The following is a 20,722-nucleotide window of genomic DNA, read 5'->3' on the forward strand; positions in this document are numbered from 1 at the left end:
GCCTAGCGACCCGCGCCCTGTTGCGCCGGGGCGGGAATGGTTCCGCCGTTGAGATCGCTTGCCGAGAACTCCGGCCGTTCCGCGCCGGCCTCGACCGGGACGGTCGGCGCCGCCACGGGGGCCGCGGCCTCGGGCGCCGGTGTCGCGGCCTCGGTATCGGCGCTGGAAGCCGCAGGCGTCTCCGCCTCGGCGGCGGGGGCCGCGGCATTGGCCGCCGGCCCCGACTGCGGAGCCTGCGGGCGGGCGACCAGCGACGTCGGAGCCTTCTCCTCCTGGGCCGGCGTGGACACGCCGGAAACCTTGAGCGTCCCCAGGTCGATGGAGGCGACCGCACCCGGGACGACCATGCCCAGCTTCGCGGCCTTCGCCGCGACGTTCTGCGGCGCCTCCAGGTGCTGCGCCTGCTGTGTCAGCGCCTCGTTCTCCTGGGTGAGCGCCCGCTCGGCGTTGCGCAGCCCGACGAGTTCGTACTGGCCGCTGGTGACCTGGATGTTCAGGACCAGGACGGATGCCAGGGCCGCAAGCATCACGCCGAAGCAGAACACGGCGAAGTGCGTCTTGCGGTGCCGGACGGCCGCGGGGACGACCGACAGCGGGGTGCGGCGGCGCTCCGGGGCGGCCTCCAGCCCGTAGTCGGGTTCCAGCTGACGCGCGGCGGCGCCGTGGTCGAAGGCCGGCGCCGGAATCCGTCGTGCCTGAACACGCGTCTGAGTCAGTGTGCTCATGGTCATCTCCTCTGGAGGATTCGTTCGACGGCCCTCAGTTTTGCCGAGGCCGCGCGGGGGTTTTCGTGGATTTCCTGCTCCGTGGGCTTTTCCGTCCCCTTGGTCAGGGTGCGGAACTGCGCCTTGTGCTCTTCCAGCTCCACCGGGAAGCCGACGGGGGCGGAGGACTTGGAACCCGCGGCGAAATGCCGCTTGGTGATCTTGTCTTCGAGGGAGTGGTAGCTCATGACGACCACCCGGCCGCCGACGGCCAGCGACCGCATGGCCGCCGGAATCGCCCGGTCCAGGACGTCGAGCTCCTCGTTCACCTCGATGCGCAGGGCCTGGAAGGTGCGCTTGGCGGGGTGTCCACCGGTCCGCGCGGCGGCAGCGGGGACGACGGAGCGGATGGCCTCGACCAGCTGGCCGGTCGTGGAGAACGGCGCCGCCTCACGCTCCCGCACGATCGCGGCGGCGATCCGGCCGGCGAACTTCTCCTCGCCCCAGGCGCGGATGATGCGCACCAGGTCCTGCTCGGTGTAGTTGTTCACGACGTCGGCCGCCGTCTGCCCGGCGCTGGTGTCCATCCGCATGTCCAGGGGCGCGTCGTAGGAGTAGGCGAAGCCGCGGTCGCGCTCGTCGAGCTGCAGGGAGGAGACGCCGAGGTCGAACAGGACGGCGTCGACGCCCCCGATGCCCAACTCCTCGACCACGTCGCCGATCTCGTCGTAGACGGCGTGCACCAGGTCGGTCCGGTCGGCGAACGGCGCCAGCCGCTCCCCCGCCAGGGCGAGCGCCTGCAGGTCGCGGTCCAGGCCCACCAGGTGGATCTCGGGGAAGCGCCGCAACAGGGCCTCGGAATGTCCGCCCATGCCGAGCGTGCAGTCGACGACGACGGCGGTACCGCGGGCATCGATTCCCGCCCGGATCGCCGGCTCCATCAGCGCGAGGCAACGCTCGAGCAGGACGGGTACGTGGCGTTCGGAGGTGGGGCGCGGCGTCGAGTCGTCTGCCGTCACCGTTCCCCCTTTCCGCGTCCTGCTGTTGTCGTGCATGGTGGCCGGGATGGAACCAGGTCCCCCTCCGCGCCGACGGGCCCCGCCTGGCTCAGGGGAAGTTGAGCCAGGTGATGCCTGTCGGGCGGCTGGAGACCAAGTCCCAGCCCACCGGCGATCTAGAGGATCCCCGGCATGATTTCTTCGTCGGTCGAGGAGAAGGACGCTTCCTTCTCCTCCAGGTACTCGTTCCAAGCCCCGGTGTCCCAGATCTCGGCCCGTTTGCCCGCGCCGATGACCGTGACCTCGCGGTCGAGCCCGGCGTAGGAACGCAGCGAGGACGGAATCGTGACCCGCCCCTGCTTGTCCGGCATCTCGTCCGAGGCGCCGGAGAGGAACACGCGGATGTAGTCCCTGGCCTGTCGCGAGGACAGGGGTGCCTGGGCCATCTGCTCATGGACCCGTTCGAACTCGCGCTGGCTGAAGACGTAGATGCAGCGTTCCTGCCCCCGCGTCAACACCAGCCCGTTGCCCAGCTCTTCCCGGTATTTGGCAGGGAGAATGAGGCGGCCCTTCTCGTCGAGACGCGGCGTGTATGTCCCTAGGAACACATGCACCGCCTTCTCGATGTTGAGGAGCTACCTCCAGCCCTACGATCCCACTGCCCTCTTCTGTCCCCCACATTACTCCACTTTCCTCCACTGTCAACGACATGCGGGGCTATTTCGCGCCGCGTCGCCGCGCAAAATCCGCGCAAACACAGGGCTGCGCGGGAGTGGCGCGAGGTGGAGGGTTTTTGTCGGCACAGGGCCCCGGAAGACGCCTTAAACGACGAATGAACCCGCGAAAAACGCGGATTCAGGGTCGTGAACCTCCGAAGTGGAGGGAAGTGGTGGGCCGGGCTACTCGTCGTCCCTGCGCCGGGCGTCCCACTTGGATTCGAGGTCCGACATGAACGAGCTCTTCTGGCGCGAGCCCTTCGACGCGGACTTGCCGCCGAACCGTCCGAGCGAACTGCGGGACAGCGCCACATACACGCCCGCGCACATCATGGCGAAACCAATGACTCCCACGGGAATCCACTGGCTCGAGATGCCCAGGATCAACACCACGATGCCGGCCACGCCGATCAGGGCGCCGATGGCGATGTTACGGGTCGAGAAGCCGCCCGGGGACGTGCTGTTCTTCATGGACGACGCGAATCGGTGGTCCTCGTGGAGTTGTTTCTCCAGCTGTTCGAGCAGCCGCTGCTCGTGTTCGGAAAGCGGCATTGTCCCTTCCCCGATCCTTCGTTCCAGACTGGCCTGGATGGCCCTGACAACTAATCACTACAACGACTGCGTCCCCGGAGTGGTTCCGGCTGTTCTTCCGTGCCGCGTCGCCGGATTCCGGCGACGCGGTGTCCCTCAAGGATAGTCCCGCGCGAGCCCCGGACGGTAGTCGTCCGCTATCCGTCGCGGGGCTGGGGCGCGGCGCGGTCGGACCCCGGGGGAAGCAGGGACGCGGGACGCACGGCCCCGGCCGGGAACCGGGCGCGGATCTTGTCCATCGTCTCCTCGGCCTGCCGCCAGTTCCCGTCGCTGCGGTCGAAGGTGAGCTGGTATCCCGCCCCCTCGGGCACGAGCTGTTCGGCCCGGATCCCGATCAGCCGGACGGCCTGCTGCCGCACGCCGAGCGCATCCAGCAGGCCTTCCGCCGCGCGCGCGATCTCGACGGCGGAGTTGGAGGGCTGCGGGAGGCGCCGGCTCCTGCTGATCGTCGTGAAATCCGCGTAGCGCAGCTTCAGCGCCACGGTCTGCGTCTCCTTGCCCGCGGCCCTAAGGCGCTCGGCCACGCGGTGCGCCAGGCGCAGGAGTTCGCGGCGGAGGTGCCCGGTGTCCGCGGAGTCCCGGGCGAACGTCTCCTCGGCCCCGATCGACTTCTCCTCGCGGATCGGTTCGACGGGCCTCTCGTCCATTCCCCAGGCCAGGGCCCGCAGATGGGTGCCCTGCGTGCCAAGCATCCGTTCGAGCGAGGACGCCGGCGTCCGGGCCAGGTCGGCCACGGTGGAGATCCCCGCGCGCGCGAGGACCTCGCCGGTCTTGGCGCCGACGCCCCACAGCGCCGCCACGGGAAGCGTGTGCAGGAACGCGACCGTGTCCTCGGGGGCGATCCGCAGGAGCCCGTCCGGCTTGGCGCGGGTGGAGGCGACCTTCGCGACGAACTTGTTGCGGGCGATCCCGACGCTGGCCGGCAGCCCGAGCTCGTCGCGGATCCGCCGCCGGATCAGCGCGCCGATCTCCAGCGGACCGCCGAGCCTTCGCACGCTGCCGGTGACGTCGAGGAACGCCTCGTCCACGCTCACCTGCTCCACCACCGGGGTGATGTCCCTGAAGATCGCCATCATCCGCGCCGAGTAGTGCCGGTAGGCGGGCATGGTCGGCTCCAGGACGACCGCCCGCGGGGCCAGCCGCACCGCCGTGGTCATGGGCATGGCCGAGCGGACCCCGGCGCGCCGGCACTCGTAGGACGCGGAGAGCACCACGGACCGCCCGCCACGGTGTCCGACGATGACCTCGCGCCCGGCGAGCTCCGGCCGCCGGAGCAGCTCGACGGACACGAAGAAGGCGTCCATGTCCACGTGGAGCACGGTGCGCGGGGCTGCGGCGTCGCTCATGGAACCATCGTAGGCGGCGCCGGCGACGCGTTGGCCGGGCGTGTCCGGCGTGGGGCGCGGATAGAGTGGAACCCGAACCCGACACGACGCAACGGATGGACGCCATGAACGACTCCCCCACGGCTTCACCCACCCCCTCCGCCCCGCCGGTTCACGCCGTCCCGTCCGCTCCGCCCGCGCCGCGGGCGGACGTCGACGCGTACACGGCCCGGGTCAACGCCGACATCGCGCGCTTCCTGCGGGCGCAGGAGGACGTGGTCGGCGCGATCTCCGGGCGGGCCACGGAACTGGTCCTCAGCATCCAGGGGCTCGTCCGGGGCGGCAAACGGCTACGCCCCCAATTCGCGTATTGGGGCTTCGTCGGCGCCGGGGGCGACCCCGACGCCGACGTGATCGTCCGTGCGGGCGCCGCGCTGGAGCTCTTCCAGGCCGCTGCCCTGATCCACGACGACGTGATCGACCGCTCGGACACGCGTCGCGGGCAGCCCAGCGTGCACCGCCGCTTCGAGGCGATCCACGCCGCCCGCGGCTGGCACCGCGACGGGCGCCACTTCGGGGAGGCCGCGGCGATCCTCGCGGGGGATTTATGCCTCTCTTATAGCGAGCAGCTTTTCGGGTCGATCCAGCCGGTGCCTCCGGCCGCGCGCGCGGTGTTCGACGCCATGCGGACGCAGGTGATGGCGGGACAGTTCCTCGATGTCCTGGAGGAGGCGGCGGGGCCGTCCGACGGTCCCTCGGGCGCCGTGGAGCGGGCGCGCACGGTCTTGCGGTACAAGTCGGCGAAGTACTCCACGGAGAACCCGATGCTGCTCGGCGGGGCACTCGCGGGCGCCGCGCCGGACCTCTTGGGGGCCTACTCCCGGTTCGCCCTGCCCTTGGGCGAGGCGTTCCAGCTCCGCGACGACGTCTTGGGGGTCTTCGGCGATCCCGTGGAGACGGGCAAGCCGTCTGGCGACGACCTGCGCGAGGGGAAACGGACGGAGCTCGTGGCCCACGCGCTGCGCCTGGCGGCTCCGGACGACCGCGGATTCATCGAACGCAGGCTGGGCGCGGACGACCTGACGGACGCGGAGGTCGAGCGCATGTGCGAGGCCATGCGCGGCTGCGGGGCGCTCGAGGAGACCGAGGCCTCCATCCGCGACCTCTCGGACCGCGCCTTCTCGGCGCTGGCGGAGCTGCCGGTGGACGGCGACGTGCGCCGGGCCGTCAGGGCCCTGGGCGTCGCCGCCGTCACGCGCCGCGCCTGAGGTCGACGAGGCCGGGGCTACCAGGCGAGGGCCTGGGCCCTCCGTCGGATCTCGGTCTTCCGGCCTTCGCGCAATGCCTGCATGGGCGTGCCCGGAAGCGAGTCGTCCGCGGTGAACAGCCACGTCAGCAACTCCTCGTCGCTGAAGCCGGCGTCAACCAAGACGGAGATGGTCCCCTTCAGGCTGTCGACGATATGCCCGTCCATGATGAACGCGGCCGGCACTGCCCGGACCTTGCGATCACCGATCCGCGCCTCAACGAGGGCGCGTTCGTCCAAGAGGCTGTGGACCTTCTTGATGGAAACTTCCAGCTGCGACGCCACATCGGGCAGGGGCAGCCATTCGGCTACGAGGTTTTCGAGGTTGCTCACCGTCTAAGGGTGCCACAATCCGCCGAATGAACACGCCGGGAACCGCGCCTGAACACTCAACGGGGGCTGTTGTGATGCGGACGACATGGTGTAAATTCACTTGAGTCACACTCGCACCATAGGTAACACGGGCATCGAGGGGCCCCGCCCGGCCCCTCGATCGCGCGTGTTCAGGCGCCTGCCGCCGACTCGAACAGAGGATCCACTCAATGCCAGAGCCCCGCACCGCCAGTGTCCGATCCCCAGGCGGCGCGAACCGCACCGCACGCGGCCGTGGCCGCGCCCTCAGCGGCGTCGTCGCGGCGGCAGCGCTTCCCGCCGTCGTTCTCGGCGGTCTCGGATCCGCGGCTCCCGCCTCCGCCGCCGAGCTTCCCGCCCTGCGTTCCTCGCTGACGCCGCTGCCGGCGAGCGGGGCCCAGGTGGCGGCGGCCCCCCACCGCGTCGGCGCGCACCGCGTGGCATCGCACCGCGTCGCCTCGCATATCCCGGCCCGCGTGGCCGTCCCGGCGGCCCGCCCGGCCGCCGCCGTGGTGCGCGACGGCGACACGCTGTCGCACATCGCCGCCCGACACGGCGTCGCGCTGGCGTCGGTGCTGAGGGCCAACGGCCTGTCGGCGGAAGCGGTGATCCAGCCGGGGCAGAGGATCCGGCTCACGGCGGCCGCCGGGGTGCCCACGGCCTCCTCCGCCCCGCGGGCCGCGACCCACACGGTGGCCTCCGGCGACACGCTCTCCGGCATCGCGCACCGCCACGGCATGGGACTCACGGTCCTGCTCCGGGCCAACGGCCTGACGATGTCCTCGACCATCCACCCCGGCACGAAGCTCCGCCTCACCGGCGCGGGCGCGTCGTCGTCCTCGACAACGGCCGGCTCCGTCCGCGCCGCCGCCTCCACCCACACCGTGGCGGCCGGCGACACCCTCTCGGGCATCGCCCAGCGCCACGGCATCGGACTCCCGTCGCTGCTGAAGGCCAACGGGCTGTCCGGCGCCTCGACCATCCACCCCGGCCAGCGGCTGACGATCGGCGGCTCGGCGGTGGCCCCGACGGCCTCGGGCGCCACCCGGCGACAGCTCGTCCCCAGCACGTTCCTGCACTACCGCTACCCCACGGCCACCGTGCGCTCCGCGAACGACAACAAGCACGAACTGCTCTCCCGGACGCTGCCGAGCCGCTCGCAGATGAAGGGCATCATCGCGGGCACGGCGCGCAAAATGGGCGTGGATCCGTCGCTGGCACTCGCCCATGCCTACCAGGAATCCGGCTTCGACATGGCGGCGGTCTCGCCCGCGAACGCGATCGGCGCGATGCAGGTCATCCCGACGTCGGGCGAGTGGGCCTCGCAGCTCGTCGGGCGCAAGCTGGACCTGCTGGACCCCTACGACAACGCGACCGCCGGCATCGCGATCATCCGCAGCCTGCAGCGCACCAGCACCAGTGTCGAAACCGGGATCGCTTCCTACTACCAGGGCCAGGGCTCGGTGAAGCGCTACGGCATGTACGCCGACACCAAGCGCTACGTCAGGAGCATCCAGGCGCTCCGGAAGGACTTCTAAGGCGCCCGGCGGGGTGCGGGGCTGCTCTAGGCCGCCGCGACGGGCAGGTCCAGCACCACCCGCGTCCCGCCACCGACCGCCTTCTCCCAGGCGATGGTCCCGGCAAGCTCGCTGGTGACCAGGGTCCTGACGATCTGCAGGCCCAGCCCCTCGCTGCGCGGCTCCGGCGGCAGGCCGACACCGTCGTCCGAGACGGTCACGCGCAGCCACACCGAGCCGTCGGGGTCGGTGCGGCGCTCCGCGCCGAGGGCGACGGTCCCGTTGCGCTCACCCAGGCCGTGTTCGACGGCGTTGGCGACCAACTCGTTGATGACCAGCGACAGCGGGGTCGCCAGCTCGTTCGGCAGTCCCCCGAAGCTCCCGGTCCGCTCCGTGCGCACGACCTGGCCCGGGGAGGCCACCTCGGCCGCCAGCCTGAACTGCCGGTCGATCAGCTCGTCGAAATCGACGTTCTGGGTCAAGCCCTGGGACAGCGTGTCGTGCACCAAGGCGATGGTCGCGACGCGACGCATCGCCTGCTCCAGGCCCAGCTTGCCCTCCTCGCTGCCCATCCGCCGCGACTGCATGCGCAACAGGGCCGCGACCGTCTGGAGGTTGTTCTTGACCCGGTGGTGGATCTCGCGGATCGTGGCGTCCTTGGACACCAACTCCATCTCCCGGCGCCGCAGCTCGGTCACGTCGCGGCAGAGCACCAGCGCGCCGTAGCGGCGGCTCCCGTCGCGCAGGGGAATCGCGCGCAGCGACAGGGTGACCCCCCGGGACTCGACCTCTGTCCGCCACGGCATCCGACCGGTGACCACCAGCGGCAGCGACTCGTCGACCATGCGCCGGTCCTTGAGCAGCCCGGTCGTGACCTCGGCGAGCGACTTTCCCTCGAGGTCGCTCACGCCGCCAAGCCGCCGGTAGGCCGACACGCCGTTGGGGCTCGCGTACTGCACGATCCCCTCGGCGTCCAGCCGGATCAGGCCGTCGCCGACGCGCGGCGCGCCGCGGCGCGAACCCGTGGGCGTGGCGAAATCCGGCCACAGCCCCTGTGTGCCCATCTTCAGCAGGTCCTGCGCGCACTGCCGGTAGGTCATCTCCAGGCGCGAGGGCAGGCGGGAACTGGAGAGGTCCATGTGGCTCGTGACGACGGCCAGCGTCCGCCCGTTGCGGACCATCGGCACGGCCTCGATCCGCATGGCGGCGTCCCGGGTCCAATGGTCCTCGTCGGCGCGCTGGATCTGTCCCGTCGTCCACGCCTCCTCCACCAGGGGCTTGAGGTCCCGGCGGATCCTCTCCCCCACGAAGTCGGTGTGGAACACCGTGTGGCTCGTCGAGGGACGCACGTGCGCCAGCGCCACGTACGTCCCGCCGGGCGCCGGGTGCCACAGCACCAGGTCGGCGAACGCCAGGTCCGCAACGAGTTGCCAGTCGCCGACCAGCAGGTGCAGCCATTCCTCGTCCCCGGGGCCGAAGTCCGCGAACTCGCGGACCGGATCCGTGAAGATCGCCAAGCGCTACCTCCGGACGATCGAGCGCAGGAGGCGCAGGGCCACGGAGAGCGACGCCATGTCGTCCCGCTCCAGGCTGTTGACCTCGTCGAACATGTTGCGGGCTCGGTCCAGGCTGTCCGCGTTCTGCCGCTCCCACTCCAGGACGCGCGCCGCGGGGTCCGCCTCGTCGGGCGCGGCCGCCAGCGCGGCCTCCGTGATGTCCACGACGGTGGAGTAGAGGTCGTCGCGCAGCGCCGCCCGGGCCAGCGCCTGCCAGCGGTCCTCGCGCGGCAGCTTCGTGATGCGTTCGAGGAGGGAGTCGACGTCGAAACGGTCGAAGACCACGTAGTAGACCTTGGCGACCTCCTCGGCAGGCAGCCCGACCTCCCGCGCGGTCAGCGCGACGTCCAGCAGCGCGAAGCTTTCGAACTGCTCCGACCAGCGTCCCGCCAACGCGTCGGGCAGGCCCCAGGACAGGCCCTCGGCCTTCCACTCGGCGACACGGTCGGCGTCCTGCCCGCGCAGCAGCGACCCGAGGCGCGACCGGAGCCCCAGCACGGTGTCCCGGAAGGCGTCGATGTCCTCCTGCACCGGCGTGCCGCGGCCGACGTGCGTGATGAACCACCGCGTCGCCCGGTCCAGGAGCCGGCGCATGTCGAGCTGGATGTGGCACCAGCGTTCGGTGGGGAAGTCCGCCGGCAGCTCCATGGCGCTGTCGACGAAATCGTCGAAGGCGAAGATCTCCCGCAGGGCGACGAAGGCCCTGGCCACGACGGTCTCCGGGGCGCTGGTCTCCTCCATCACGCGGAAGGCGTAGGTGATGCCGCCCATGTTGACGATGTCGTTCGCGACGACGGTCGAGACGATCTCCCGGCGCAGGGGGTGGCCCAGGATCTCCTCGGGGAAGCGCTCCCCCAGCTGCTTCGGGAAGTATTCGCGCAGGGTCCGGTCGAAGTACGGGTCGTCCGCCAAGTCGGTCGCGGCGAGCGCGGTGGCCAACTGGATCTTCGCGTACGCCGCCAGCACGGAGAGCTCGGGCGAAGTCAGGGTCTGTCCGCGCTCCAGGCGCGCCTCGAGCTCCCTGTTGCCGGGGAGGAACTCGATCTCCCGGTCAAGGTCCGCGTGGGCCTCCAGCCAGTCCATCAGCCGCTCGAAGCTCGGGCTCCATTCGGCCAGCCGCTGCCGGTCGTTGAGGAGCAGGACGTTCTGGTCGACATTGGTGCGCAGCACCAGGCTGGAGACCTCGTCGGTCATCGAGTGCAGGAACTCGGTGCGCTCGGACGGGTCCAGTTTGCCCGCGGCCACCATGCGGTCCACGAGTATCTTGATGTTCACCTCGTGGTCGGAGCAGTCGACGCCGGCGGAGTTGTCGATCGCGTCGGTGTTGAGGATGACCCCGTTGAGGGCGGCCTCGATCCGACCCAGCTGCGTCATGCCCAGGTTGCCGCCTTCGCCGACGACCTTGACGCGCAGGTCCTTGCCGTCGACGCGGATGGAGTCGTTGGCGCGGTCGCCGACCTCCGTGTGCGTCTCGGCGGAGGACTTGACGTAGGTGCCGATGCCGCCGTTGTAGAGCAGGTCCGCCGGCGCGCTGAGGATCGCGCGCAGGAGCTCCGGCGGCGACAGCACGTCGACGCCGGCCGGCAGGCCGAGGGCCTCGGCCACCTGCGGGGTGATCTCCACGGTCTTCGCGCCGCGGGGATACACGCCGCCGCCCTCGCTGATGAGCGACGTGTCGTAGTCGGCCCAGCTCGAGCGCGGAAGGTCGAACAGGCGCTGCCGTTCGGCGAAGGACGCCTCGGCGTCCGGGTGCGGGTCCAGGAAGATGTGGCGGTGGTCGAACGCGGCCACCAGCTGGATGTGGCGCGAGCGCAGCATGCCGTTGCCGAAGACGTCGCCGCTCATGTCGCCGACGCCGACCACCGTGAAGTCCTGCGTCTGCGTGTCGAGGTCCAACTCGAAGAAGTGCCGTCTGACGGACTCCCACGCGCCGCGCGCCGTGATGCCCATGACCTTGTGGTCATAGCCCACCGAGCCCCCGGAGGCGAACGCGTCGCCGAGCCAGTGGCCCAGCTCGAGGGAGATCTCGTTGGCGACGTCGGAGAAGCTCGCGGTGCCCTTGTCCGCGGCCACCACCAGGTAGGTGTCGTCGCCGTCGAGGCGGACCACGTCCCTCGGGGGCACCACCTTCTGGCCGCCCGGCTCGGCGACCAGGTTGTCCGTGATGTCCAGCAGGGACCTGATGAAGATCCGGTAGGCCGACTTGCCCTCCTCCATCCAGGCGTTGCGGTCCACGGAGGGGTCGGGGAGCTTCTTCGCGAAGAACCCGCCCTTCGCCCCGGTGGGCACGATCACGGCGTTCTTGACCATCTGGGCCTTGACCAGGCCGAGGATCTCGGTGCGGAAGTCCTCGCGTCGGTCGGACCAGCGCAGTCCGCCGCGGGCGACCTCGCCGAAGCGCAGGTGCACGCCCTCGACGCGCGGGGAGTAGACCCAGATCTCGTACTTGGGGCGCGGGAAGGGCGCACCCTCGATGCGGCCCGGCGCGAGCTTGAACGCGAGGGCGTCCGTCCCCTGGAAGTAGTTGGTGCGCAGGGTGGATTCGATGACGTTGACGAACCGCCGCAGGAGGCGGTCGGCGTCGAGCGTCGGCACCTTCTCCAGGCCGGCGGCCAGCCCGGCCCGCGCCAGCTCGAGGCCCTCCGCGCGCGCGGACTCCGGGACCTCCGGGTCGAAGGTCCGCTCGAAGAGGGCGATCAGTGCCTGGGCGACGTCGGGGTTGGCGAGCAGCGTGTCGCTGATGAACCCGTACGAGTTCGGGATCCCCAGCTGCCTCAGGTACTTGGCGTAGCTGCGCAGGATCGCGACCTGGCGCCAGTGGAAGCCTTCGGCCAGCACGAGCCGGTCGAACGAGTCGGACTCGGAGCGGCCCAGCGAGACGGCGGAGTACGCGCCGGCGAGCAGTTCCTGCGTCCCGAGCGGATCGGCGCCGGCCGGGTACTTCAGCCCCAGGTCGTAGAGGAAGAACCCCTGGCCGTCGGCGCGCGAGATGGCGAAGGGCTTCTCGTCCACGACCTCGAGCCCGAGGTTGGCGAGCACCGGGAGGATGCGGCTGAGCGTGAGGGGCTCCGTGAGGTAGAGCTTGATGCGCGCGTCGACGCCGTGCTCCTCGCCCCGTTTGCCGGGGACGTAGACGTTGACGACCGGGCCCTCGTGCGCGGGGTCGTCGTGCAGCGAGAAGCGGGCGATGTCCTCCAGCGCGTCCTCGATCTCGAAGTCGACGCGGTAGGACGGCGGGAACGCCTCGGCCCACATCTGCGACAGCCGGGTGGCCTCCTCGCCGGAGAACTGCCCGCGCACGGCCTGGTCGATCCCCTCGGACCAGGAGCGGATGGCGCGGACGAGCTTCTGCTCGAGATCCAGCCGGTCGACCTGGGGGACCTCGCCCCCGCGCGGCAGGCGGATCCGGTAGAAGAGGCGGACGAGCGAGGATTCGCTCATGCGCACCTCGAAGTCCATGGACTCCGCGTCGAAGGCCTTCTTCAGCTCGCCCTCGATGCGCAGCCGGACCGCCGTCGTGTAGCGGTCGCGCGGCAGAAACACCAGGGCCGACATGAAGCGCCCGTAGATGTCCGGCCGCAGGAAGAGGCTGGTGCGGCGGCGCTCCTGCAGGCGCAGGATGCCGAGGACCGTTTCCAGGAGGTCGGCGACCTCGATTTGGAACAGCTCGTCCCGGGGGTAGGACTCCAGAATGGTGAGGAGGTCCTTGCCGGAGTGCGAGTCCGGGGCGAAGCCCGACTCGCGCAGCACCGCGTCGACCTTCTCGCGGATCAACGGGACGCTGCGGACCGACCGGGTGTAGGCGCTGGACGCGAACAGGCCGATGAAGCGGCGCTCGCCATTGACGTTGCCCTGCGGGTCGAAGCTCTTGACGCCGATGTAGTCCAGATAGACGCCGCGGTGCACGGTGGACCGCGAGTTCGCCTTCGTGATCACCAGCGCGCGCTTTTCCCGCGCCTTGGCCCGGCCGAACGAGGTCAGGTGCTGGATGGTGCCCGGCGCGACCGGCCGGCGCATGAGCCCGAGTCCGCTCTCGGAGCGCACGCGCAACACGTCCTGGCCGTCCTCGACCGCGAGATCGTACTCGCGGTAGCCCAGGAAGGTGAAGTTGCCGTCGTCGAGCCAGCGCAGCAGTTCGCTGGCGCTGTGCAGGTCGGGCACCTCGTGGCCATTGGTGACGGAGGCGAGCGAATCCGCGATCTCGTGGGCCTTGTCGCGCATGTGCCGCCAGTCGTCCACGGCGAAGCGGACGTCGTCCAGGACATGCTCCAGCCCCTCGACAAGGGACGCCACCGCGTCGGTGCCGGGCTCTCCGCCGATCTCGATGGCGATCCACGACTCGATCTGCGAGCGGCCGTCGCCGCGCTGCAGGAAGCGCGCGAGGTTCGGCAGGGCTGCCGTGTCGCCGCTGGCGATGGGGGTGTTTGTCGACACCGGCTCGAGGTCGGTGAGCTCGCCCTCGCCATCGTCGCGGCGCGCGATGAGCGTGGGGTGCACCACGAGGTTGATGGCCTGGTGCTGGCGGCTGATCTCGGCGGTGATCGAGTCCACGAGGAACGGCATGTCGTCGGTGACGACGTAGACGACAGATGTCCCCGCGTGCGTCCCGACCGCGATCTTGGCCTCGCCGGGCCGCCGGGCGAAACCGACCGCGAGGTGGGCCCCGACGCGGGACTCCAACTCCTCGGGCGGATACCCCGCGGCGTCCTCCGGGGCGATGTGCCCGTAGTAGGTCTCAACAAATGCTGGTGTGAGCGTGTCAGCGATAAACCCTGCGGGCATGCTGGACCCCGACGACATCAAAGAACGCCTCCGTGTAAGGATGTGGGCCGCGCCATTGCGGCCTTGGTATGCCTCCCAGCCTAGCCTCCCGCCGGGGGGAAGGTCACATTGGCGGGAGGTCGCCTGCCGAGGAGTCGGCGGCGCCGCGGGACACCGGTTCCGGCGAGCCCGGCGACCGCGGTCCGCAGCGCGCTCGCGGGCGCCGATTCCGCCAATGCGCTGCCGGCCAGCAGGGCGCGGTCGGCCGCCTCGCCGTCCCACGGGAGGAAGCCCGCCACGGCCCCGGAGGGCCCGAAGCGCTCCCACGTCTCGCGCAGTTGGCGTTCCGGCGCATGCCCGACGGACGAGGCCCTGACCTTATTGAAGACCACGCGGGCCGCGGCGTCGGGAAGGATCTCGCGCAGCTCCTCCAGCGCCTTGACGAGTCGCGGAACGCCCACGCTGTCGCCCTGCCCGACCGCGAGGACCTCGTCGGCGTCCTCGAGCACGGCGAGCGTGGCCGCGTTGCGCTGCGGGGCCGCGGTGTCGAACGAGAGGTCCTCGTCGCGTTCCACGTACGGGGCGATGTCCACGACGACGAGGTCGGCCCTCCGGCGCGCGTACGCCAGGACACGCGCGAGGCTCGCGGACCGCAGCTCCGGCCAGCGGCTTGCGCGCGGCAGCCCGGTCGCGACGCGCATCCTGGCGCCGGCCACGGCAACCTCGGGGCACGCCCGCTCGAAGCCCGGCCGGTCCAGGACCCCCTGGTCGGCCAGGCGGCAGAGCTGGGCGACACCCGCGGACTCGTCGAGCAGGCCCAGGTGCACGGCGACGCTCGCCGCATAGGTGTCGCAGTCGAGCACCAACACCCGTTGCCCGGCCAGGGCGGCCTCCACGGCGAGGTTCACGGCGAGCGTGGTGCGCCCCGGCGAGCCCCCGGACCCCCAGACGGCCACGATCCTTCCCGGCGCGGTGGACTCGGCGGGTCCCGCCGCGAGGTCGCCACCCGGGCGGTCCCGCGGTCCGCCCGGCGCCGGGGGCGCTCCGCAGAGCAACTCCAGCAGGTCCGCAATCGACTGCGCCCCGGCGGAGGTGGACTCGAGACCGGCCCCGAGCGAGGACAGGCGCCGCCGCTCGTCGAGGTCGTCCGTCAGCACCAGGGCCGGGACGCCGAGCCGGTGCAGGGCGTCGAGCGACGCGGCGTCGATCACTGCGGTGTCCCCGGCCAGCAGGGCGGCGTGGGCCAGACCCGTCTCGGCCAGCGCCACGACCTCCGTCAGCTCGTCGCACCGGCGGACCACCGTGACGGTTCCCCGGAGCCGTTCCAACCGGTCGGTGAGCCCGTGCCGGTCGTCCCAGACGACGACGGACACGCTCACGGCGCGCCCCCCGGGTTGTGGACGACCGTGATGCTGGCCTCGTTGGCCAGCGCGTCGAGCAGTGCGGCGAGTTGCGCGTCCTCGACGAGCACCTCCAGGACCGTTCCTCCGGTGCCGCCGAAGCCGGAGTCCAGCGGCCGGAGCGCGGAGACCTCCGCCGCGGGCAGCAGCAGCGCGGGCTGGCCGTAGGAGTTCGAGGACCGGTCGCGCTCCCCGGCCCAGACGTCGACGCGGCTGCCGACGGCGACCGCCTGCGGCAGGGACCGCTCCAGCTCGATGGTCACCGGCTTGCGCAGCGAGGCGTCGGGGACGCCCAGCGCCCTCAGCGGCACCAGCTCGCCGGCGCGGATCAGCGTGTTGGCCTGGGCGCCGGCGTCGAGGTCCGCCTGGGCGGAGAGGTAGTTGCGTGCCGCCGCGTCGAGCCGGACGTCCACGACGGACAGCCGCGAGGCATCCACCCTCTCGCCGAGCGAGATGTCGTCCCGGGCCACGTACATCGGGACTGTCCGGTCCAGTGCCGCCACCAGGGCGACCACCCCGGCCACCGAGGCCAGGACCAGCAGCACCCCGACCACCAGCCGGGTGTCCCTCCAGCCGGGCTTCCGCAGCCTCCGCGCGCCATCGGTCGGCGCGGCTTCCTTCTCCATGTGTCCCCCGTCCCCCCGGGCCGCCCCCCAATGACACGGCATCCGGATGCCACCCTAGGGGTTTATTTTTCGTCGAGAAAGGGGTTCCGTACACCAGCCTGCACGGGCCCGCGGCGTCAGGCCTCGCGCCGCACGGCCGCCAGCGCGGCGAGGGGCACCACGACGAGCGAGCGGACCTCCCGCCCGCGGCGGTGGTCCTCCAGCGGGTGGGCGGCAAGCTGCAGGTGGTCCGCGCCCGCGTGGTCGAGCGTCCCCGTGCCGGCCTCCGCTCCGTCCACGCAGTAGAGCGTGACCTTGGCGCGGTCCCGCACCAGGGCCCGCAGCACCGCGCCCAGGCCGGGGCGCACGCGCGGCACGGCCTCGGCCGCGCGCAGCACGCGGACGCCCAGCCCCTCGATGGTCCGCAGCCCGGCCGACGGCAGCAGGTACTCCCGGGGACCGTCGGCGACGGCGACCCAGCCGGAGCCGACCCGCAGCAGTCGCCCGCGCAGGCGAAGCCCGCCCAGCGCCGTCACCGTGACCTCGGCCCCCACGTGCCCGGCCATACGCTCGGCGACGGCGATCCGCGATCTCTCGATGCGGACCATCTCCTGGATCTCGACCTCGCGCCCGCGCGCCGCCTCGCCGTTCAGCTGCGCCTCCAGATCGGCGAAGAGGGCTTCCCATCTCATGCGGGACAGCCTAGGGAGATCTTTGCGTCAATGGCTAGACGCGAGGTGGTCATGGATGCCATGATACAACTTCAAATAGCATCAAATGACATCAAAGAACCAGTTGAGTGGGGAGACGATTCGACATGACCACCCTTTTCCGCGATGCGGCGGCGTGCGGCGCCACGGGCGCCCTCGGGGTCGTGCTGGCCGCCTCGGGCGCGGTCTTGCTCGCCGATGCCCCGGCTCGGGCCCTGTGGGGCGTCGCCGTCTCGCCGGCGTCCGCCGAACGATGGGCCGCGTTGGCGCTGTCCGCCTGCGGGATCGCGGTCCTGCTCTGGTGGGCGCTCGCGTGGTGCGCGGCCTTCGCGGCCGCGTTGCTGGCGCGCTCCGGCAGGCCCGCGCGGGCCCGGCGGTTGGCCATCCTGAGCCCGGCGTCCATGCGCCGCGTGGCGGCGGCCGTTGTCGGGGCCCAGCTGGCGCTGGCTCCTGCCGCGCAGGCCCAGGCGACGAGCGCGCACCAACCGTCGGCGTCGATTGCGGCGCCGATTGCGGTGTCGGCGTCTTCCGCGCCCCACCCTTCCGCGCCCCACCCTTCCGCGTCGGACGACGACGGCGCCGCGCCGCCGGACCCGGGTTGGCGCCCCGAACGCCCCGCGGCCACCTTGGACCGCATCCTCGGGGGCGGCCGGGCCGACCGCGCTTCCGGCCCGGCCGGTCGCGAGCTGGTCGTCCTGGCCGGCGACTCCCTCTGGTCGATCGCGGACCGCACCCTGGGCGGGCTCGCCACGGACGCGGAGATCGCGCGCGAATGGCCGCGTTGGTACCACGCCAACCGCGAGGCCATCGGCGCGGACCCGGATCTGCTGGCGGTGGGCACGGTGCTTTACGCTCCGGCCGCCTGATCAACCACACGCACCACTTCCGGAGGACACCATGACCGACAGCAACGAATCCCGGCCCCTCACCGTCCGCAAGCTCCCGCCAGCCGGGCCCGCCGGCGCGGCTCCGCCCGCGCCCGGGGTGCGCCGCTTCGCGGACGTGCTTCCGCTCGCCCGGACGCGGCCCCCGCAGACCCCCGACCGCCCGGGTCCGGGTCCCGCGGCGGGCCCACCGACCGGGCCGGGTGTCGGGGAGCTGCGGGAAGAGCGCCGCCACATCGAGAGGATCGCGCGCGTGGTGGGCCAGGCGGCGTTCGAGTCGATGGCCGGGCTCCGTCCGGTGCATCAGCTGGCCCGCTGGCTGGACCCGGCCAGTTTCGAGAAGCTACAGGAGAGAGTCGAGCTGACGACGGCGGCCCATCCGGCCGGCACGTCGCGGTTGTACCGGAACACCGCCATTCGCCGGACCCGCGTCTGCCGCGTCGCGGCCTCGACCTACGAGGTCTCGCTCGTCGTCGCCGACCAGACGCGCGTCCGCGCCGCGGCTCTGAGGATCGAGCGGCGGCGCGGACAGTGGAAGGTGTGCGCTGTGGAGATCGGCTAGGAGCGCTTGCCCTTCTTGGACCGGCGCTCCGCGCGGTTGGCCGCCTCGGCCTCGGCGCGGGTGCGCTCGACCCGGGTGCTCGCTCCGCCGTCCTCGGACGGGGCGGTGTACTGCAGGCTCGCCGGCTTGGCCGGCGCCTCCAGTCCCGGCGTGGACAGGGTCGGCGCGAGCGTTGCGCCACGGCCGTCGGTCACCCCGGGCAGGGACACCGGCGCCGGCGCCTTCACCTCGACCTCGACGTTGAAGAGGAAGCCGATGCTCTCCTCGCGGATCGCCTCCATCATGGCCTGGAACATGACGTAGCCCTCGCGCTGGTACTCGACCAGCGGGTCGCGCTGGGCCATCGCGCGCAGCCCGATGCCCTCCTTGAGGTAGTCCATCTCGTAGAGGTGTTCCTGCCACTTTCGCCCGATGACGCTGAGCACCACGCGCCGCTCGAGTTCGCGCATGTTCTCCTCGCCGACGGCCTGTTCCCGCGCCTGGTACTGGACGCGGGCGTCGGACAGGATCTCCTCGTGCAGGAACTCCGCGGTGACCCGCCCGCGGCCGCCCGCCTCCTCGACAACCTCGTCGATGGTCAGGGCGACGGGGTAGAGCTGCCGGAGGTTGGTCCAGAGCTGCTCCAGGTCCCAGTCGTCGCCGTGGCCCTCGGCGGTCGCCTCGTTGACCATCGCCGTCACGACGTCCTCGAGGAAATGGCCGACCTTTTCGTGGAGGTCCCCGCCCTCGAGGATCCGCCGGCGGTCGCCGTAGATGGCCTCGCGCTGGCGGTTCATGACGTCGTCGTACTTGAGGACGTTCTTGCGCTGTTCGGCGTTGGTCGACTCGACCTGGCCCTGCGCCGTCTCGATCGCCTTGGAGACGATCTTGGATTCCAGCGCCATGTCGTCCGGCATCGACGGGTTGTTCATGATCCGTTGCGCCGCGTTGGCGTTGAACCGGCGCATCAGCTCGTCCGTCATCGACAGGTAGAAGCGGGACTCGCCGGGGTCACCCTGGCGCCCGGAGCGGCCGCGCAGCTGGTTGTCGATGCGGCGCGACTCGTGCCGCTCCGTGCCGAGCACGTACAGGCCGCCCAGGGAGCGGACTTCCGCGGACTCCTCCACGACCCGCGCCGAGGCGGACTCGAAGACCCCGTCCCAGACGCGCTCGTACTCCTCCGAGTCGTCCTGCGGATCCAGGCCGCGGCGGTCCATCTCGGCCACGGCGAGGAACTCCGCGTTGCCGCCGAGCATGATGTCGGTGCCGCGGCCGGCCATGTTGGTGGCCACGGTGACGGCGCCCTTCTTGCCGGCCTGCGCCACGATGGCGGCCTCGCGCGCGTGCTGCTTGGCGTTCAGGACCTCGTGGCGGACGCCTTCCTTCGCCAGTTTGCGCGAGAGGTATTCGCTCTTCTCCACGCTGGTGGTTCCGACCAGGACGGGCTGTCCCGCCGCGTGGCGCTCGACGATGTCCTTGACGACGGCGTCGAATTTCGCGATCTCGTTCTTGTAGATCAGGTCCGACTGGTCCTTGCGCTGCATCGACTTGTTGGTCGGGATCTCCACGACGCCGAGCTTGTACGTCCCCATGAACTCGGCGGCCTCCGTCTGCGCCGTGCCCGTCATGCCGGAGAGCTTCGAGTACAGGCGGAAGTAGTTCTGCAGCGTGACCGTGGCCATCGTCTGGTTCTCGGCCTTGATCTCGACGCCCTCCTTGGCCTCGATCGCCTGGTGCATGCCCTCGTTGTAGCGCCGCCCGGAGAGCGTGCGCCCGGTGTGCTCGTCGACGATCATGACCTCGCCGTTCATCACGACGTAGTCCTTGTCCTTCTTGAACAGCTCCTTGGCCTTGATCGCGTTGTTCAGGAAGCCGATCAGGGGGGTGTTGGCCGCCTCGTAGAGGTTGTTGATGCCGAGGTAGTCCTCGACCTTCTCGATCCCTGACTCCAGGACGCCGATGGTGCGCTTCTTCTCGTCGACCTCGTAGTCCTCGTCGATCGTCAGCCGCTGGACGAGCCGGGCGAACTCCCCGAACCAGCGGTTGACGTCGCCCGTGGCCTGGCCCGAGATGATCAGCGGCGTACGGGCCTCGTCGATGAGGATCGAGTCGACCTCGTCGACGATCGCGAAGTGGTGTCCCCGCTGGACGAGCTCGTCCTTGGACCACGCCATGTTGTCGCGGAGGTAGTCGAAGCCGAACTCGTTGTTCGTGCCGTAGGTGATGTCCGCGTTGTACTGCTCGCGCCGGACCGCCGGATCCTGGTTGGACAGGATGCACCCGGTCGTCAGCCCCAGGAACCGGAAGACCCGGCCCATGAGATCGGACTGATACTGGGCCAGGTAGTCGTTGGTGGTCACGATGTGGACACCGTTGCCGGTCAGCGCGTTGAGGTATGCGGGCGCCGTGGCGACCAGCGTCTTTCCCTCGCCGGTCTTCATCTCGGCGATGTTGCCCAGGTGCAGCGCCGCGCCGCCCATGAGCTGCACGTCGAAGTGCCGCATCCCGAGGGTGCGGCCGGCCGCCTCGCGGACGGCGGCGAAGGCCTCCGGCAGCAACTCGTCCAGCGAGGCCCCGTCCTGGTGGCGCTGCCTGAGCTTGTCGGTCTCGGCGCGCAGCTCGGCGTCGCTCAGGCCGCTGAATTCCTCGTCGAGGAGGTTGATCGCATCGGCGTAGCCGCGCAACCGCTTCAGGGTCTTCTTATCGCCGGTTCGCAGTACGCGTTCAAGCAGTGATGCCACGTGGCAGCTCCCAAAT

Annotated in this window: 16 protein-coding genes; 4 read left to right on the forward strand and 12 right to left on the reverse strand. The window is 70.9% G+C overall.

Translation table 11 applies throughout. The features are described 5' to 3' along the window. Positions 1–2: 2 nt before the first annotated feature. The 5 genes from ftsL to dinB all read right to left on the reverse strand — a co-directional run bounded on the left by ftsL (position 3) and on the right by dinB (position 4,355). Positions 3–725 carry a cell division protein FtsL gene (gene ftsL, locus ACETWP_RS02165; protein ID WP_373970536.1) on the reverse strand — a complete coding sequence of 241 codons (723 nt, stop codon included), beginning with the start codon at positions 723–725 and terminating at the stop codon, positions 3–5. Between the two features lie 2 nt (positions 726–727). Further along, positions 728–1,759: a 16S rRNA (cytosine(1402)-N(4))-methyltransferase RsmH gene (rsmH, locus tag ACETWP_RS02170; protein WP_373970537.1), complete on the reverse strand. Its 1,032-nt coding sequence runs from the start codon at positions 1,757–1,759 to the stop codon at positions 728–730. Between the two features lie 119 nt (positions 1,760–1,878). Continuing rightward, a complete protein-coding gene (gene mraZ / locus ACETWP_RS02175; RefSeq protein ID WP_373970538.1) occupies positions 1,879–2,310 on the reverse strand; it encodes a division/cell wall cluster transcriptional repressor MraZ in 432 nt (143 codons plus the stop codon). A gap of 291 nt (positions 2,311–2,601) precedes the next feature. Further along, positions 2,602–2,970 (reverse strand): DUF3040 domain-containing protein, encoded by a 369-nt coding sequence (locus tag ACETWP_RS02180; RefSeq protein WP_373970539.1) that lies wholly within the window; start codon positions 2,968–2,970, stop codon positions 2,602–2,604. A 176-nt stretch (positions 2,971–3,146) separates the two neighbouring features. Next, positions 3,147–4,355, reverse strand: a complete 1,209-nt coding sequence (gene dinB, locus ACETWP_RS02185) for a DNA polymerase IV (protein WP_373970540.1) — start codon at positions 4,353–4,355, stop codon at positions 3,147–3,149. 104 nt (positions 4,356–4,459) lie between these two features. On the opposite strand from dinB, the gene ACETWP_RS02190 reads away from it, so the two are divergent. Next, a complete protein-coding gene (locus ACETWP_RS02190; RefSeq protein ID WP_373970541.1) occupies positions 4,460–5,602 on the forward strand; it encodes a polyprenyl synthetase family protein in 1,143 nt (380 codons plus the stop codon). 17 nt (positions 5,603–5,619) lie between these two features. Here the strand turns inward: ACETWP_RS02190 and ACETWP_RS02195 are convergent, their stop codons facing one another. After that, a complete protein-coding gene (locus tag ACETWP_RS02195; RefSeq protein ID WP_373970542.1) occupies positions 5,620–5,973 on the reverse strand; it encodes an Rv2175c family DNA-binding protein in 354 nt (117 codons plus the stop codon). Between the two features lie 209 nt (positions 5,974–6,182). Between ACETWP_RS02195 and ACETWP_RS02200 the strand changes: the two genes are divergently transcribed. Beyond that, positions 6,183–7,529 (forward strand): LysM peptidoglycan-binding domain-containing protein, encoded by a 1,347-nt coding sequence (locus ACETWP_RS02200; protein ID WP_373970543.1) that lies wholly within the window; start codon positions 6,183–6,185, stop codon positions 7,527–7,529. A 26-nt stretch (positions 7,530–7,555) separates the two neighbouring features. Here the strand turns inward: ACETWP_RS02200 and ACETWP_RS02205 are convergent, their stop codons facing one another. The 5 genes from ACETWP_RS02205 to ACETWP_RS02225 form a co-directional block, all read right to left on the reverse strand. After that, positions 7,556–9,025: a sensor histidine kinase gene (locus tag ACETWP_RS02205; RefSeq protein ID WP_373970544.1), complete on the reverse strand. Its 1,470-nt coding sequence runs from the start codon at positions 9,023–9,025 to the stop codon at positions 7,556–7,558. A gap of 3 nt (positions 9,026–9,028) precedes the next feature. After that, positions 9,029–13,864 (reverse strand): NAD-glutamate dehydrogenase, encoded by a 4,836-nt coding sequence (locus tag ACETWP_RS02210; RefSeq protein ID WP_373970545.1) that lies wholly within the window; start codon positions 13,862–13,864, stop codon positions 9,029–9,031. A 62-nt stretch (positions 13,865–13,926) separates the two neighbouring features. After that, positions 13,927–15,204 (reverse strand): CpaE/TadZ family protein, encoded by a 1,278-nt coding sequence (locus ACETWP_RS02215; protein WP_373970546.1) that lies wholly within the window; start codon positions 15,202–15,204, stop codon positions 13,927–13,929. After that, positions 15,201–15,851 (reverse strand): SAF domain-containing protein, encoded by a 651-nt coding sequence (locus ACETWP_RS02220; RefSeq protein ID WP_373970547.1) that lies wholly within the window; start codon positions 15,849–15,851, stop codon positions 15,201–15,203. Before ACETWP_RS02220 ends, ACETWP_RS02215 begins: the two co-directional genes overlap by 4 nt. 116 nt (positions 15,852–15,967) lie before the next feature. Then, on the reverse strand, positions 15,968–16,522 hold the full coding sequence (locus ACETWP_RS02225) for a hypothetical protein (RefSeq protein WP_373970548.1): 555 nt from the start codon (positions 16,520–16,522) through the stop codon (positions 15,968–15,970). Positions 16,523–16,647: 125 nt separating this feature from the next. Here ACETWP_RS02225 and ACETWP_RS02230 point away from each other — a divergent pair, with 125 nt between their 5' ends. Both ACETWP_RS02230 and ACETWP_RS02235 read left to right on the forward strand, forming a co-directional pair. Further along, positions 16,648–17,406, forward strand: a complete 759-nt coding sequence (locus tag ACETWP_RS02230; RefSeq protein ID WP_373970549.1) for a LysM peptidoglycan-binding domain-containing protein — start codon at positions 16,648–16,650, stop codon at positions 17,404–17,406. Positions 17,407–17,437: 31 nt separating this feature from the next. Then, entirely contained in the window at positions 17,438–17,986 is a 549-nt protein-coding gene (locus tag ACETWP_RS02235) for an Rv3235 family protein (RefSeq protein ID WP_373970550.1), read from the forward strand. Here ACETWP_RS02235 and secA read toward each other — a convergent pair. Beyond that, on the reverse strand, positions 17,983–20,706 hold the full coding sequence (gene secA / locus ACETWP_RS02240) for a preprotein translocase subunit SecA (RefSeq protein ID WP_373970551.1): 2,724 nt from the start codon (positions 20,704–20,706) through the stop codon (positions 17,983–17,985). The genes ACETWP_RS02235 and secA overlap by 4 nt on opposite strands. Positions 20,707–20,722: the final 16 nt, after the last annotated feature.

Origin of the sequence: Arthrobacter halodurans, from assembly GCF_041877255.1 — a bacterium.
Taxonomy (GTDB): Bacteria; Actinomycetota; Actinomycetes; order Actinomycetales; family Micrococcaceae; genus Arthrobacter_N; species Arthrobacter_N halodurans.